The 14537-nt window shown below is 54.5% G+C and carries 15 protein-coding genes; 8 read left to right on the top strand and 7 right to left on the bottom strand.

What is annotated here, in order from left to right; translation table 11 throughout:
* Position 1 precedes the first annotated feature (1 nt).
* Both glcE and PUV47_RS15710 read right to left on the bottom strand, forming a co-directional pair.
* Positions 2–1207, bottom strand: coding sequence for a glycolate oxidase subunit GlcE (glcE, locus tag PUV47_RS15705; protein ID WP_274219527.1), 1206 nt, complete (start codon positions 1205–1207; stop codon positions 2–4).
* A gap of 39 nt (positions 1208–1246) precedes the next feature.
* Positions 1247–2743: an FAD-linked oxidase C-terminal domain-containing protein gene (locus tag PUV47_RS15710; RefSeq protein ID WP_274219528.1), complete on the bottom strand. Its 1497-nt coding sequence runs from the start codon at positions 2741–2743 to the stop codon at positions 1247–1249.
* A 166-nt stretch (positions 2744–2909) separates the two neighbouring features.
* Here PUV47_RS15710 and PUV47_RS15715 point away from each other — a divergent pair, with 166 nt between their 5' ends.
* The 4 genes from PUV47_RS15715 to fbaA all read left to right on the top strand — a co-directional run bounded on the left by PUV47_RS15715 (position 2910) and on the right by fbaA (position 6572).
* Positions 2910–3839 carry a LysR family transcriptional regulator gene (locus PUV47_RS15715; protein WP_274219529.1) on the top strand — a complete coding sequence of 310 codons (930 nt, stop codon included), beginning with the start codon at positions 2910–2912 and terminating at the stop codon, positions 3837–3839.
* Positions 3840–3998: 159 nt separating this feature from the next.
* On the top strand, positions 3999–4400 hold the full coding sequence (locus PUV47_RS15720; protein ID WP_274219530.1) for a c-type cytochrome: 402 nt from the start codon (positions 3999–4001) through the stop codon (positions 4398–4400).
* 120 nt (positions 4401–4520) lie between these two features.
* Complete coding sequence (locus tag PUV47_RS15725) at positions 4521–5234, top strand: (Fe-S)-binding protein (protein ID WP_274219531.1); 714 nt, start codon at positions 4521–4523, stop codon at positions 5232–5234.
* A gap of 267 nt (positions 5235–5501) precedes the next feature.
* On the top strand, positions 5502–6572 hold the full coding sequence (gene fbaA / locus PUV47_RS15730) for a class II fructose-bisphosphate aldolase (RefSeq protein WP_274219532.1): 1071 nt from the start codon (positions 5502–5504) through the stop codon (positions 6570–6572).
* Between the two features lie 67 nt (positions 6573–6639).
* On the opposite strand, the gene PUV47_RS15735 is transcribed toward fbaA, so the two are convergent.
* Entirely contained in the window at positions 6640–7452 is an 813-nt protein-coding gene (locus tag PUV47_RS15735; RefSeq protein ID WP_274219533.1) for an amino acid ABC transporter permease, read from the bottom strand.
* Between the two features lie 93 nt (positions 7453–7545).
* A complete protein-coding gene (locus PUV47_RS15740) occupies positions 7546–8346 on the bottom strand; it encodes a transporter substrate-binding domain-containing protein (protein ID WP_274219534.1) in 801 nt (266 codons plus the stop codon).
* Between the two features lie 286 nt (positions 8347–8632).
* On the opposite strand from PUV47_RS15740, the gene PUV47_RS15745 reads away from it, so the two are divergent.
* From PUV47_RS15745 to PUV47_RS15755, 3 genes are all read left to right on the top strand, one after another.
* On the top strand, positions 8633–9793 hold the full coding sequence (locus tag PUV47_RS15745) for a Na/Pi symporter (RefSeq protein WP_274219535.1): 1161 nt from the start codon (positions 8633–8635) through the stop codon (positions 9791–9793).
* 30 nt (positions 9794–9823) lie between these two features.
* Positions 9824–10480 (top strand): hypothetical protein, encoded by a 657-nt coding sequence (locus PUV47_RS15750; protein ID WP_274219536.1) that lies wholly within the window; start codon positions 9824–9826, stop codon positions 10478–10480.
* Between the two features lie 82 nt (positions 10481–10562).
* Positions 10563–11495, top strand: coding sequence for a DMT family transporter (locus PUV47_RS15755; RefSeq protein ID WP_274219537.1), 933 nt, complete (start codon positions 10563–10565; stop codon positions 11493–11495).
* 3 nt (positions 11496–11498) lie between these two features.
* Here the strand turns inward: PUV47_RS15755 and PUV47_RS15760 are convergent, their stop codons facing one another.
* Complete coding sequence (locus tag PUV47_RS15760; RefSeq protein WP_274219538.1) at positions 11499–12380, bottom strand: LysR substrate-binding domain-containing protein; 882 nt, start codon at positions 12378–12380, stop codon at positions 11499–11501.
* A gap of 183 nt (positions 12381–12563) precedes the next feature.
* Here PUV47_RS15760 and PUV47_RS15765 point away from each other — a divergent pair, with 183 nt between their 5' ends.
* Entirely contained in the window at positions 12564–12887 is a 324-nt protein-coding gene (locus PUV47_RS15765) for a DUF1127 domain-containing protein (RefSeq protein WP_274219539.1), read from the top strand.
* 63 nt (positions 12888–12950) lie between these two features.
* On the opposite strand, the gene PUV47_RS15770 is transcribed toward PUV47_RS15765, so the two are convergent.
* A complete protein-coding gene (locus PUV47_RS15770) occupies positions 12951–13835 on the bottom strand; it encodes a LysR substrate-binding domain-containing protein (RefSeq protein ID WP_274219540.1) in 885 nt (294 codons plus the stop codon).
* Positions 13836–13972: 137 nt separating this feature from the next.
* Positions 13973–14473, bottom strand: coding sequence for a hypothetical protein (locus PUV47_RS15775; RefSeq protein WP_274219541.1), 501 nt, complete (start codon positions 14471–14473; stop codon positions 13973–13975).
* Positions 14474–14537: the final 64 nt, after the last annotated feature.

A 14537-nucleotide genomic window follows, 5' to 3' on the forward strand; every position in this document is an offset into this window, starting at 1 on the left:
CCTAGACTCCCGGATACATGCGCCCGGGATTCAGTATCCCATGCGGATCAAATTGTTGCTTCAAGCGACGGGTCAGGGCCGCAAGACCGGGATCGAGCGGTTGGAAAACTTCCGCACTAGCCCTCAAGGTTGGACTGCCGCGCACCAGAGTGGCATGCCCTCCGCCGCATTTTCTTAAGGCCTCACGCAACGCAGTACCGTCGTTTTCGGCGGGGTCACTGACCCAAAGCAAGCCTCCAGCCCAATCGCGAAGCACCACAGCATCCTGAGACAGGCCGGAGATGAAACTCTCGGCGTTTGTAGGCGCAACCGAGACACGCCAAAGGGTCGTCTGGCTTCCCGTGAACGCATCCAGCTGACGTAGTGAGCGCCATAGCTTTCTCGAGCCATCCGCTTCCAGCACATCGATGGCCCCAAAGCCAGAGAGTTCTCGCTTCAAGGTACCAATGCGATATTCGACGGAAGCAGGAATGCCCTCAAGTCGGAGAGCTGTGACGCTTTGGGTCCCCGCAAACTCGCCTTTCACAGAGGCTGCCAGCGCTGGTGGAATGTAGGCCGCAGAGGAAACCTCAGCAGAAGACCCCATGGCCGCCGACATGGCGTTTGTGGCCTGCTGGCCATCCAGCCCAAACAGGCAGAGTGTTTTTTCTTGCGCGGCCTTTGGGGCCACTTTGACGGTGATTTCAGAGGCGACGGCAAGCGTGCCCCAGGAAGAACAAAATGCTCGGGCCAGATCGTAGCCCGTTACATTTTTGACCACGCGCCCGCCTGCCTTGAACAGCTCTCCGCGACCGGCCACCGCTTGCAAGCCAAGCACATGATCGCGCGCGGCACCAGCCTTGAGGCGGCGCGGGCCCGCGAGGTTGGCCGCCAGAGCACCGCCGAAGGTGCCCTTTCCCACTTCCCCGCCCAGCACTGGACCATAATCTACGGGTTCAAAGGCAAGTTCCTGGCCTTCGCTTTCAAGAAGGCTCTCAATCTCCGCGAGAGGCGTGCCCGCCTTTGCGGTCAAAACGAGTTCGGAGGGCTCATAGTCGACAATGCCTTTCAACTCCGAAAGCGCCAGTGTATGTGCGCCCTGCACCTGCCTTCCCAGCGCTGTTTTCGTGCCGGTACCCACCACTTCGAGCGGTTCGCGTTCGGCAGCTGCCCACTTCACCAGTTCTTCCAGCTCGGCCGCGTTCTTGGGCCTGAAGCTTTCTCCCATTGTCGACCTCCCAAAGCCGATTTTCTGTTTTTCAGCTGATTAGAACCGAGGTATGTCGGGGAACGGCAGCTGCCCTTTGTGAACATGCATGCGGCCCAACTCTGCGCAGCGATGCAGCACAGGAAACACCTTTCCTGGGTTCAAAAGCTGCTTTTCATCAAAAGCGCACTTCACCCGTTGTTGCTGTTTGAGATCATCTTCCGTGAACATTTCTGGCATCAGATCACGTTTCTCAATGCCAACGCCATGTTCACCGGTCAGCACCCCCCCGACCTCCACGCATAGACGCAGGATATCCGCCCCAAAGGCTTCTGCTGCTTCAAGCTCTCCCGGCTTGTTTGCATCATACAGGATCAAAGGGTGCAGGTTGCCGTCTCCGGCATGAAAGACGTTGGCGCAGCGCAGATCGTGCTTCACACTCAGATCCTGCATACGGCGCAAAACTTCGGGCAAAGCCTTCCGTGGAATGGTGCCATCCATGCAAAGGTAATCTGGTGAAATGCGGCCCACTGCGGGGAAAGCGGCCTTCCGACCCGCCCAGAAGGTGTTGCGCTCCTCTTCACTCTGCGAAACACGCAGGTAGGTGGAGTTGTTGGCTGTGGCGATGGCGCTGACCCGATCAAGCAGGTAATCTACCTCCGCCTCCGGCCCATCCAACTCAACAATCATTAGGGCTTCCACATCTAGAGGATAGCCTGCATGAACAAAGTCCTCTGCCGCATCGATGGCGAGCTTGTCCATCAACTCCATACCACCTGGAATGATGCCTTCACCGATGATCTCCGCTACGCACTGCCCCGCTTCTTCTGAGGTCGGAAACCCGATCAGTGCGGCACGAGCAGTCTCCGGCTTCTGCAGGATGCGAACGGTGACTTCGGTCACAACGCCCAGCAACCCTTCCGAGCCGGTCATCAGCGCCAGAAAATCGTAGCCTTCGCTATCCAGATGCTTGCCGCCAAGGCGAATGATCTCGCCAGTCATAAGCACCATTTCCAGCCCCAGCACGTTGTTGGTCGTGAGGCCATACTTCAGCGAATGCACGCCTCCAGAGTTCTCGGCAATGTTGCCACCGATGGAACAAGCTATCTGAGAGGACGGGTCTGGTGCGTAGTAGAACCCTTCATGTTGGACCGCATGCGTAATACCCAGATTGGTCACACCGGGCTGGACCACAACGGCGCGGTTCTCGAAGTCGATATCGAGCACCTGATTAAACTTCATCATGGACATCAGGATGCCATCAGCCAACGGCAGTGCGCCGCCAGAAAGCGAAGTCCCTGCGCCACGAGGAACCACTTTCACATCGTTATCATAGCAATACTTGAGAACTCTGGAGACCTGATCAACAGTCTCTGGCAGGACCACGGCCAGCGGCAGCTGACGGTACGCTGTCAGCGCATCAGTTTCATATGGCCGAAGTTCAACTTCCTCCGAAATCACCCCCTCTCCCGGGATGATCTGCTGCAAGTCCTGCACAATTTTCATCTTGTTTCGGAGCAGCTTTTCAGAGGGCTTTGGCATGGCAATGCCGGACATGGGCTTCCTCCCAGTGCGCGTGTCTTTGTCCCCTGTGGCTCTTAAATGGCCCTTCGTTTTCGTTTTGGTAGTTTCCCGTAAATGTGGCACAAAGCAATACATGCCGATATAGCAATAATGTCGAACTACTCTTTCCCTGAGAGAATTAGTGAGCCCGTAAGAGAGAATGAGCACTATTTCTGAAATGGAGATTTTCACGCACGTGGTTGCAAGCGGCGGCATGTCGGCAGCAGCGCGTGAACTCGGGCTTTCGCCAGCGGTTGTTTCAAAAAAGCTCAGCAAGCTTGAACAGCGGCTCGGCACTCGTCTGTTGCAACGAACAACGCGGCAGATCGCTCTCACGGAGGCTGGGCAAGGCTACTATGAGCGGGTACTCGAGATTCTGGCTTCCATAGATGAAGCGGAGGCGTATGTCTCCCGCCGGTCGTCAGCTGTTCAAGGCCTGCTGCGCGTCTCGGCACCCACATCATTTGGGCGCATGCACATTGCCCCGCATCTGAACCAGTTCTTGTTGAACCACCCGGAAGTTACCCTGCAGCTCGATCTCTCAGACACCTTCGTGGACATTGTTGGGGAGGGGTATGATGTGGCGATCCGTATCGGGCATTTGGAAGATTCCAGCCTCGTTGCCAGGCGGCTAGCTCCGATACACCGGATTCTCTGTGCAGCGCCGGGATATCTGGAGCGTCATGGACCGGTGTATTCTCTCGAAGATCTTCTGGAAAACCATGTGTGTCTGGCTGCGACCCAGCAGGAGCTTTGGCGGCTGGAAGGACCAGAAGGAGATGTTACCGTTCACTCCCGTGGTCCGCTGCGCACCAACTCAAGTGAAGTAGTTCGCGAGGCGGTATTGGCGGGGGTTGGCGTTGCCCTTCGCTCCACGTGGGATGTGGGAGAAGAGCTCCGGCAGGGAAAACTGGTCGCCATACTGCCGGTTTATCGCGCTTCTCGGCACATTGCCCTTCAGGCTGTCTACCCATCTCGCCATTTCGTTCCTGCAAAGCTTCGGGCTTTTGTGGAGTTCCTTGCCACGCTCTACAGCCCCCGTCCCTATTGGGATGCGGACCTCCCGGAGATCGGCAATTCGATCAAGTAGGCTTGTTTTTGATTTGAGCCGTTCTAAATCTGCGACAACATGTCGTCATCCATTCCGCTTACCTTAAAGGGAAAGTGGTGGCACCTTTAGAAGAGTTCTTAAAGGTTTAGTGGAGTGGGCAGTCCCAGACTGCCCGACAATCGAGGGAGATTTGTCCGAATGAAGAGACTTGTAGGCGCGCTGGTATCGTTTGGTGTTGCGCTGGCCGCAACCTCGGCCATGGCTGAAGGCGATCCAGGAGCAGGTGAAAAGGTATTCCGCAAGTGCCAAGCTTGCCACGCCGTTGGAGAGGACGCGAAAAACAAAGTCGGCCCGGTACTCAACGGCGTTGTTGGCGCTGGCTGGGGCCATATTGATGGCTATCGGTATTCAAAACCACTGTTGGCTGGCAAAGAAGAAGGCCGCGTGTGGGACATGGAAACGTTGTCTGCATACCTGCGCAAGCCAAAGGATGTGATACCGAAGGGCCGAATGGCATTTGCGGGCCTTCGCAAGGACGCAGACATTGAAAACGTGATCGCGTATCTCAACCAGTACAATCTGGACGGTACGACCAAATAAGCTTGGCAAAGCCTTGAATATGTGATCATGAGGGGGCTGGCGGCCCCCTCTTTTCGTTCCGGCGGACTGTCTGCTGTGTTACGATCACACGTCTTTAGCAAACAAGCCACAAGCTTACCCATGTCGAATGCTCCCAGCCCTCATGTCGGGCTTTTCTCCACTTGTCTTGCAGATACGTTCAGGCCGCAGATTGTTCAGGCCGCACTGGATCTGCTGGAGAAGACGGGCTGTAGGCTTGGCATGCCGCGCGGCCAGAGCTGCTGCGGCTTTACCGCAGAGACTTCCGGGGAGGCCGACAGTGCAAAAGACATGGCTTCGGATGCACTGGCCAGATTCGCTGAGTATGACGTGGTGGTCGCGATATCGCACACTTGTGCGCGCTCGCTTGAGGCCGCAGCTGCTGGGAATTCTGCGCCGCGGATCTATTCCCTCACTCAGTTTCTTTGGGATCACTATCGCCCTGAAAGACCGTTTGGTGCCTATCATGGACGCCTTGCTTATTTGGCCACCAGCCATCGGCCCACTCTGTTTGGCAGCGATACGCCGGGACGTCATCTGCTGGCCAGCCTTGAAGGTGTCGAGCTGATGGATTTCCCAGACATTGGCTCAGACCCGGCAAACGCCAAAGCGCTGCTCTCTGACAAAAAACAGATCAACGGGCTTGCCCGCCGTATTCACCGTTCTGGTGCAGGGCTTTTTGTGGCCGAAGATCTCGGCATGCTCATGAGCCTGTCCGGCCCCTTGAAAGCACTCGGGTCTGGCGTGGAACTACGCCATATTGCAGAGGTTCTTGCAGGCAGGATCAAGAGTGCGCCGATTGGCGTCGGTGGTTGAAGAATACCTGAGAGTTGCATAGCGCTGCGCCAGCCAGATAACCTTTCGCGCAATTGCACGGGGCACTGTTTTCACACCCAATTTCCGCAGGATAACTTTTTTAAAATCGATTAGTGTACTGCTGCGCGTAACCTGTTTCAGTTGCTCACACCAATGACTACCATTAGGGTACGCGCACACGGCAAAGGCCGTACACACCTGTTTTTGCAGGCACGTTTGACTATATGCAAGACCTAGATAACAGCTAACCTCGGGAGCAAATCAATCATGGGAAAGCTTAAGCCTGGTGTTGTCTTCGGTGAAGACTACAAAACCCTTATCGATGCGTGCCGAGAAGGAAAATACGCTCTGCCAGCCGTCAACGTGGTTGGCACCAACTCCATAAATGCTGTTCTTGAGGCAGCTGCAAAAAACAAATCAGACATCATTGTTCAGCTCTCCAACGGTGGCGCTCAGTTTTACGCTGGCCTCGGCATGGAAGATGCTTTCCAAGCGAAGGTTCTGGGCGCAGTGTCCGCTGCTCGCCACGTCCACCTGCTGGCCGAACACTACGGCGTGGCAGTGGTCCTGCATACAGACCACGCCAACCGCAAGCTGGTGCCATGGCTTGAAGCTCTGATCCAGCACGGCGAACAGTTTTTCAAGGACACCGGCAAGCCGTTGTTTTCCTCTCACATGCTCGACCTTTCCGAAGAGAGCATTGAGGACAACCTTTCCGAGAGCGAGCGCCTGTTGAAGATGATGGCACCGCTGCAGATGAGCCTTGAAATTGAACTCGGCGTGACTGGTGGCGAAGAAGATGGCATCGGTTCTGATGAAGACATCGGCGCAGACAATCCCAAGCTGTACACTCAGCCTGAAGATGTCCTGCAGGCCTATGACCGCCTGAACAAGTTGGGTCACTTCTCCGTTGCCGCGTCATTCGGTAATGTTCACGGCGTTTACAAGCCGGGCAACGTTAAATTGCGTCCAGAAATTCTGCGTGAAAGCCAAAAGCTGGTCGCCGAGACCCATAATCTGCCTGAGAACCCGCTGGCACTGGTGTTCCACGGCGGCTCTGGCTCTGACAAAGACAAGATCGCAGAGAGCCTCAACTACGGCGTCTTCAAGATGAACATCGACACCGACACACAGTTTGCCTTTGCAAACCCAGTTGGTGCGTATGTTGAGAAAAACGCTGCGGCTTTCAAATATCAGATCGACCCGGAAGACGGTACGCCCTACAAGAAGCTCTACGATCCGCGCAAATGGCTGCGCGCTGGTGAGCAAGGCATCATTGAGCGCCTTGGTGAAGCCTGCGAAGACCTGCGCTGTGCCGGAAAGTCACTGGCACAATAACGCCGCCCAAAACACAAGCTAGATATGAGGAGAGCCCGGTTTCATGCCGGGCTTTTCCCTTTCGCGGTCAATTCTGTTGGTTGGTGTGGCTGCGCTTCAGGTGGTTCTCCAGAGCCCTTACGAACAGTGACAGGGATACCGTCATGGTGAGATAAAGGAACGCCACCACGTTGTAGGTTTCAAAGAACTGGAAAGTGGAGGACGAATAGATCTTTCCAAGCTGGGTAATATCCTGAACACCCAGTACAGACACCAAGGCGCTGTCCTTGATCATGGCGACAAAATCGTTCCCCAACGGCGGCAGAATGTTCTTCAGCGCTTGGGGCCATACAACGAAGCGGAATGTCTGCCACCGACTTAGGCCAAGCGCTCTTGCAGCCTCTACCTGGCCGGATGACACGCTTTCAATACCGGCCCGGAATATCTCCGCGATAAAAGCAGAGTAGCCTATTGTCAGCGCGATAATGGCACGCCACGTCATAGAGAGGTCGCGTACCAGCAGCTTCTCGATCACACCGGCGTCAATAAAAGGGCTCATTGCGAAGTTGTAAAGCGCAACCAATTGCGGGGCGCCAACGAACGCAATGTAGAACAGGAGAACAAGGATCGGAACACCGCGCACGATCTCGGTATAGAACGTTGCTATCTCACGGATGGCTCTGCTACGCGCGCCCCGCGCCATGGCGACGGCAAGCCCCAGAATGCAAGCAAGAGCGAACGAAACGAACGTCACGAAAAGTGTGACGCCGATGCCCTTTTGGAGCGTGTTCAGGATCTGGGCGTATTGCCCATTGGTTGTTATGAGCCAGAAAAACACAACGGCCAGCAGAATGGCGACAAGGAGCCAGATGGGAAGTTCGCGTTTTTTGGCTTGAGGCATATTTGATCCAAAGAGCTCAAAAGAAAACAGCACGGCCACTTTCATGGCGATGCTGTCCTCAAGATGTTGCTAGAAACAATCGCGGGTCAGCGCTCAGTGCTGCGAGTTGTACTCGTAGAACCACTTTTTGTTGAGCGCATCAAGTGTTCCATCTTCGCGCATGCTCTGAATCGCTGCATTCACCGGCTCAACAAGGTCGGACCCTGGCGTGAAAATGAACCCAAAATTCTCTGAGCCCAGCGGACCACCGACCACCTTGAAGCTGTTCGGAGAAGCGCCCATGTAGCCACGCGCTGATGTTGCGTCCATCAATACCGTGTCTACGTCTTGTGCCCGCAATGCCATGACAGATGCGCCAAAGGTTTCGAACAGCTTGATGCGCGGATTGCTCTCGTCGCCATCAAGCACTGAGTAAACAGCTGTGTAAAAATTCGTAGTACCGGTTTGAGCCCCCACCAGCAGGTCTGGTTTGGCGGCAAAGCTTTCTGCGTCATCGAATCGATTTTCATCTGCACGCACGAGCATGAACATCTCGGAAGTCATGTAGGGCTCGGAGAAATCGACGCGCTTTTTTCTTTCTTCGTTAATGGTGATGCCGTCCATGCCCACATCGAACTGGCCCTGACGAACAGATTCGATCATCGTGTCCCAAGAAGACAGCCGCCAGTCGACCTTGAGGTTCAGGCGTTTCGCAATCTCGTTGAAAGCATCGTACTCCCAGCCGATGCCTTCACCTGTGGCAGGATCCGCAAAATTCAGCGGCGCATAAGCGTTCTCCGTCACGGCGACCACGGTCCGACCACCCAAGTCTGGCAACTCGGCGGCACCCGCAGAGGTCATGCCAAAGGTTACAAAGGCAGCGGCCGCTGCAAGAACTGCTTTCATCCTGTTCATCTGTGAAGTTGTCCTTTTTTATCCCAGCCTGTGGCTGAGTTGCCCCAAAACCTACTGAATCAGCACCGTGATTGTTGACAGGCCGGGGGTTGGTAGGCAATAGGAGCGATTAAGGAAGCACTGAAAAAGTATAGTGCAAACGCCAATAAACAAATAGTGATAGATTATCCGGCAAATAACTTTACCATTTGAGATGCTGGATAATTTTTTGCGGTCCTGAAGAGCACGTGAGCTAAGCAGACTAAGCTTCTCGCCAAGTTCAAGCAGGCGCTACGGAAAGAGCTCAGTGAGTAAACTAGACTCATTTAAGGATGATGACAGTAATGCAGCGCTAGGCATCAGTTTACTGAACTGGGTCTCTGTGTTGTTTCTGGCGTATTTCCTGCTCTGCGCCGTAGGACTGCTGGAAGCAGGCTTCCGCACCCTCTATGCTGATCATGCAGAACACCTGATTCAGGCGGCAACCAACCCTATTACGGGTGTATGTGTCGGCATTCTCGCGACAGCACTTGTCCAAAGTTCATCGGTAACAACCTCAATCCTTGTTGGATTCGTCGCTGGCGGCCTTCCCATTGAGGTCGCGATCCCGATCGTTATGGGTGCAAACTTCGGCACGACCCTCACGAACACCATTGTTGCGCTCGGGTTTGCAGCAAACAGGGAAGAACTGAAGCGCGCCTTTGCGGCGGCTTCGGTCCATGACTGCTTCAATCTGCTTTGCATTGCGTTCTTTTTGCCGCTTGAACTGATGTTCGGCATCTTTGAAAAGATGATCCATGGCATCTTGTCTATCTTGCCCAATGCCAGTTTCGTTCATCATGATCTGACGGAGACCTTCAACTTCATCAGCGCAGCAACCGCGCCATTTGTGCAGGAAGTTGCCAATGGCGTTTCAACCCTGCCTTATCCCGGCGCAGGGGCTTCCTTGATAGCAATCGGGCTTTGCCTCGTTGTATTCTGCATTCACTTTATGAAGAGCCTTCTGCGCGCTCTGCTGGTAGGTTCTTCCAAGCGTATTGCAGAGACGGCCCTCAACCATGGCCCGGTTGCCGGTGTGGCTTCTGGCTGCGCAGCGACAATGCTAACGCAGTCTTCGTCAACCACCACCTCCCTTGTAGTTCCGCTTGTGGGCTCGGGTGCCCTGACAACACGGCAAGTGTACCCCTTCACTCTGGGGGCAAATATTGGCACCTGTATCACCGCCATTCTTGCGGCCTTCGCTGTTACAGGGGCGCGCAATGAGGCCTTTGAGCTGGCTTTTATCCATCTCCTCTACAATGTGCTTGGCGTCAGCATTGTTCTGGCAGTTCCAAAACTCAGATATTTGCCCGCCGCGCTTGCAGAGCGTTTGAGCACAGCGACCCAAGGCAAGCGTGTTTGGATCATAACCTACCTCGCACTGGCGTTTTTTGTAGTTCCAGCCCTCGGCATTCTTGCATTAGGATAACGTCGTCTAGCGTGATCTAGAGACGTATCGATGCCACTTCAAAACCGTGTCCTTCCAGATGGCACCCTCGTTGCCATACCCAGTCGTGGAACGATGATGGGCAATCGCGGCGGGCGCCACCACGACCCGCAAACAAAATGCCTCCTTAAACCCTACCCTCACAGCAAACGCTGGATTTGTTGTCGGCTGAGTTTCAAGGACCGACAGCGTTCGGTTTGGGGAGACAGCTATACAGAACTGTACTTTCTGGATGAGGTCACGGCTCTGGCCGCAGGGCATCGCCCCTGTTTCGAGTGCCGACGCGCGCGAGCGCTGGAGTACGCCGAGCTATTTACCCGGCAAACGCCTCATACTGCCAACTGGGGACCTCCTCGCGCCAGTGCCTACGAAATGGACAGGGCATTATCAAGTCAGCGCCAGCAAACGCACCCCTTGCGCAGCCAAATGGATGCTTTGCCGGAAGGTGCAGTGCTCACGTTCCAACAGGATAACGAGAAAATTTTTGCGGCTAAAGGCCCCTATGGATGGTTGCGATGGACGACCGATTGCTACAAACCGCTGGCAATGGCACTCCCATCCACGGTGGAGCTGGTCACGCCGCCTATCACTCTCGCCATTCTCGGATCGGGTTACAAACCGGAGTGGCACCAAACAGCCCTCGGGCGTTCAACACATCACAAATATTGATTGATTGAATAATAATTATTCGTTTGAGTGAAGAGGTAATTTCGGGAATAAAGGGCTTCAACAAGAATGCGCGGAGCCTCCCATGTCCGAAACGCAAAGTTCGTCACTCCCCCAACTCCGCCAAGCCGAAGTGGCACTAAGTACAAAGGACCTGGCGCTGTATGGCGCCTGTGTCTTTTCTTGGGGTTTCAGTTGGTACGCCATGAAAATGCAGTTAGGCGTACCACCTGAAGTCTCCTTGTTCTGGCGATTTGTGATCGCCTCAACCTGCATGTGGGGTTGGGCTGTGATCGGCAGACATCCCCTGAAGTTTTCGGTCACCACTCATGCGATATTTGCGCTCTTGGGCGTATTGCTGTTCTCGACCAACTTTCTCGTATTCTATTACGGCTCAGCTTATATACCGTCGGGACTTTTGTCGGTGGTGTTTTCGCTGGCATCCGTTTTCAATATTCTTCTGGCCTTTTTGTTCTTTGGAGAGCGGGCAAGCAGACGCACCATCTTGGGAGCGGTGACCGGTTTTGCTGGCGTAGCTCTGATGTTCAGACCTCAGATCATGCAGGACGGCCTGGATCATGGTGCCCTATTGGGTCTTGGCCTGTGCATCGTTGGAACGCTCTGTTTTTGTAGCGGCAACATGGTGTCGTCACGGCTTCAGAAACGGCGAATTTCTGTCATCTCCGCCAGTGCTTGGGGCATGCTCTACGGCACTCTTTTCCTGGGCCTTGAGGCCATGATCATGGGCCGCAGCTTCAACATACTCTGGACACCAGAATATCTTGGTGGACTGGCGTATCTTTCGATAATCGCCTCTGTCATTGCATTTGGTGCCTATCTCACGCTTCTGGGCCGCATTGGCTCAGCGCGAGCTGGCTATGCCACAGTCATGTTCCCTCTGGTGGCTCTCAGCGTCTCCACACTGCTGGAGGGATACACGTGGGGTGCGGACGCCTTGCTGGGCCTGGCATGTGTGTTGTCGGGCAATCTCATCGTGCTCGGCAAGCGTCGCTCCTAACCCCTACTCGGTAACCTCGGTTTCATAGCTGAGGTTACCGACCGCGGTCATGATATGACTGCATAATGCATCATGGATGGGTTCCCTCGCGCCTGTAGAGCGCACCATCGTGATACTGCAATAAGGAAGCCGGGGAAGTCCGTCCTTCTCTCCAAGAACATGCAGCCCCTTTCGAATGGCTGACTCCGGCAGCACCGCTACAGCAAAGCCAGCCATCACAGCACCTGAGAGAGCCGCCGCGCTGGCGCTGGTATAGGTGACTACGTGGGGTACATTGGCGGCGTCCAATGCTCTAATTGCTTCCTTCCGCCATGAACTCGTGACAGGCCCAACAGCAAGACGAACAGGCCGCACATCGCCCAGGCCGTTGTCGGATGCGGTCACCCAGTGCAGAGGCTCACGGCGAATGATGTGTCCATGCACACCGCAATCATCATCCGTAACAATACCGACATCTAATTGATCTTGCTTGATTCTTTCGCCAATCGTCATGCTGCTTTCACAGCTGACCTCAATCGAAATCGCGGGATTGATGCGGCTGAACGTCGCAAGAACGCGTGGCAGCAGACGCTCCGCATAGTCATCTGGCAAACCAAGTCGGATGCGGCCTGCCATTTGGGTGAGGCTGAGCGCACTTACCGTTTCGTCGTTAAGAGCTACCATTCTGCGCGCGTACTCCAGTACGCGGCGCCCATCCTCAGATAGCACCGACTGCCGCCCGCTCTTGGAAAAAAGCTTTAGTTCCAGTCGTTCTTCAAGCTTCTTCATCTGCATGGAGACTGCAGACTGGGTCTTGTGCACCGCCTCACCTGCAAGCCTGAAACTGCCCAATTCGGCAATTGCTACGAAAGTCCTAAGCTGATCGATATCAAGCGAAACGGCCACCCTGCATCTCCCTAAAGTGTGTCCGACAGAACTGATCAAAGACGCTTATCTAATTTGATCAGAAACATTCATTTGTAGAATTAGTCAGACCCTCCAATATATCACATAGAAGGCAACTTCATCAGGAAAACCCTGTATTTCCAATTATCTAACGCCTGTGCAGATCACGCGGAGAGTGGCACAATGACATTAGCTTTCCCTACCCCTACCGAGTACCGCAACCCTAATCGTGCGAATGCTGGTACGTTCGAACCACTTACTTTAAAGAGCACACTGCTGGGTCTGTTTCACGTAATTGTCGATCAGTTGCGGGCGTACCGCAACCGCCGTGCAATTGCTCATTTGGCTGAACAAGAAGACCGGCTGCTCCAAGACGTGGGCCTGACAAGATCTGACGTTGACAGCGCCCTTGCCAGCCATGAAGGCATCGATCCGTCTTGGTATCTGACCTGCCGCGCGAATGAGCGTTATCTGGATCAGATGCGCGAAACCCGCACCATGCGTTAACACTTCGCTCGCACGATCAACGAAAAGGCAAGAAGCTGGTTTCAACCGAAACCAGCTTTATTTTTATTCTGCGGCAATGCGGGTCACGCTCAGATTGTTCAACGATGATTTGATGTGCTCGGCAAGTGCATTCGTCACATTTGCCGAAGCGTTGGGATTGCGAATGAGCGCAATTTCACAGCTTGGCAGATCAGGAAAACCTTCCGCCTCGCCCAAAATGCGCATACCCGGACGGATGGCTGATTCTGGTAGTACCGACACCGCAAGTCCCGAAAGAACGGCTGCGGAGACCGCCGTAGAGTTCCAGCTGGTGTAAAGAATGCGGAAGTTGCGCGACTGCTTGTCGAGTGCCGCCAAAGCCGCCTGACGCCAATCACAACTTGGCCTGCCCAGAGCCAATGGCAGCGGCGTTTCACTTTCAACGCAATGCTGTTCAGAGGCTGTCCACAACAGTGGCTCACGACGGATGATCTCGTCAGTCTCTTGCCGAAACTTCAGCACATGCGTGACGATTGCAATATCCAGTTCATCATTTGCCAGTGCCGCCCGCAGGTCTGGGGTCGGTGCGCAAGTAACAGACACCTCGGCTCCGGGATACGAGCGGGAAAAGCGCGCCATAATCATGGGCAGGAACCGGTCGGCATAGTCGTCGGGTGTGCCGATGCGCACGACGCCTGACACTTCACTCTCATCAAACATTGCGAGAGTTTCATCATTCAACTTAAGCATACGTCGCGCATGATGAAGCAGCCGCTCACCATCTTCAGTGAGCTTTGACTGGCGTCCATCCTTGGTGAAAATGTCGCGGCCAAGCTTTTCCTCAAGGCGCCTCATCTGCATTGAGACTGCAGATTGGGTCTTATGCACCTTCTCAGCGGCGCGGGTAAAGCTGCCAGTATCCACGATTGCAGTTAGCGTTCGTAGCTGATCTAGATCCAATGTTGCCATTTTATGCCCAATCTGCAAACCAAGTGTCGACAGGGAAGCACCCGTTCCACCGCAATTACAACCCTTCTCATCTTATAGGTCCAAGGGCGCAATCCCGCAATTATGCACACGCGTTATTTGCATATGGAGGCAAGGTGTCACGGCATAAACGACTTCCAGAGAGCATATTGTGATTGAAGAAATGGATTAAAAGCCAGCATGCTGTCCATGGCGGGCGATGGCCGTCCGCGCGCATAGCCTTTGAGGAATGCCTCAAGCATTTCCTTGTGCTCTTCCGGCAGGTGTTCTTTCACGGCGTTGCCGACAAAAAGAACTGAGAACACAGGGCCCATCTTCCATGCCCAATCCGGCACGACACGCACCGCGTCATACCAGAAATCCCGCACTTCTTCGTAGGTCTGAGGTACGCCTTTTTTCGCAAGGCGCTGCTGCCCATCCCAAATCTGGATGAACGCCAGCATCTGTTCTCCCAAACGCTGCAATTCATCGGGCGTGGGGTATTTGTTTGGCAAAGCCATCTGGGGGTTGGCGTGCTGAGCGGCCATTTGAGCCAGATAGTCTCCCATCAGCTTCTGGAAATGATGCGACATGGCATCCTGTCCCGGATAGAACAGTTCCCGATCATAGGTCCCAGCCATGCCGCACTCCCTCAGCTCTTCAACGCTGGGGTAGTGTGACACGAATTGCGCCTTAGGTAACTCA

Source organism: Pseudovibrio exalbescens, from assembly GCF_028737195.1.
Lineage (GTDB): Bacteria > Pseudomonadota > Alphaproteobacteria > Rhizobiales > Stappiaceae > Pseudovibrio > Pseudovibrio zosterae.

Coding starts and splice junctions, on each gene's coding strand:
- fbaA (WP_274219532.1), top strand. CDS start 5,502: ATGGGAAAGCTTAAGCCTGGTGTTGTCTTCGGTGAAGACTACAAAACC.
- PUV47_RS15725 (WP_274219531.1), top strand. CDS start 4,521: ATGTCGAATGCTCCCAGCCCTCATGTCGGGCTTTTCTCCACTTGTCTT.
- glcE (WP_274219527.1), bottom strand. CDS start 1,207: ATGGGAGAAAGCTTCAGGCCCAAGAACGCGGCCGAGCTGGAAGAACTG.
- PUV47_RS15750 (WP_274219536.1), top strand. CDS start 9,824: ATGCCACTTCAAAACCGTGTCCTTCCAGATGGCACCCTCGTTGCCATA.
- PUV47_RS15770 (WP_274219540.1), bottom strand. CDS start 13,835: ATGGCAACATTGGATCTAGATCAGCTACGAACGCTAACTGCAATCGTG.
- PUV47_RS15740 (WP_274219534.1), bottom strand. CDS start 8,346: ATGAACAGGATGAAAGCAGTTCTTGCAGCGGCCGCTGCCTTTGTAACC.
- PUV47_RS15710 (WP_274219528.1), bottom strand. CDS start 2,743: ATGTCCGGCATTGCCATGCCAAAGCCCTCTGAAAAGCTGCTCCGAAAC.
- PUV47_RS15765 (WP_274219539.1), top strand. CDS start 12,564: ATGACATTAGCTTTCCCTACCCCTACCGAGTACCGCAACCCTAATCGT.
- PUV47_RS15715 (WP_274219529.1), top strand. CDS start 2,910: ATGAGCACTATTTCTGAAATGGAGATTTTCACGCACGTGGTTGCAAGC.
- PUV47_RS15720 (WP_274219530.1), top strand. CDS start 3,999: ATGAAGAGACTTGTAGGCGCGCTGGTATCGTTTGGTGTTGCGCTGGCC.
- PUV47_RS15755 (WP_274219537.1), top strand. CDS start 10,563: ATGTCCGAAACGCAAAGTTCGTCACTCCCCCAACTCCGCCAAGCCGAA.
- PUV47_RS15735 (WP_274219533.1), bottom strand. CDS start 7,452: ATGCCTCAAGCCAAAAAACGCGAACTTCCCATCTGGCTCCTTGTCGCC.
- PUV47_RS15775 (WP_274219541.1), bottom strand. CDS start 14,473: ATGGCTGGGACCTATGATCGGGAACTGTTCTATCCGGGACAGGATGCC.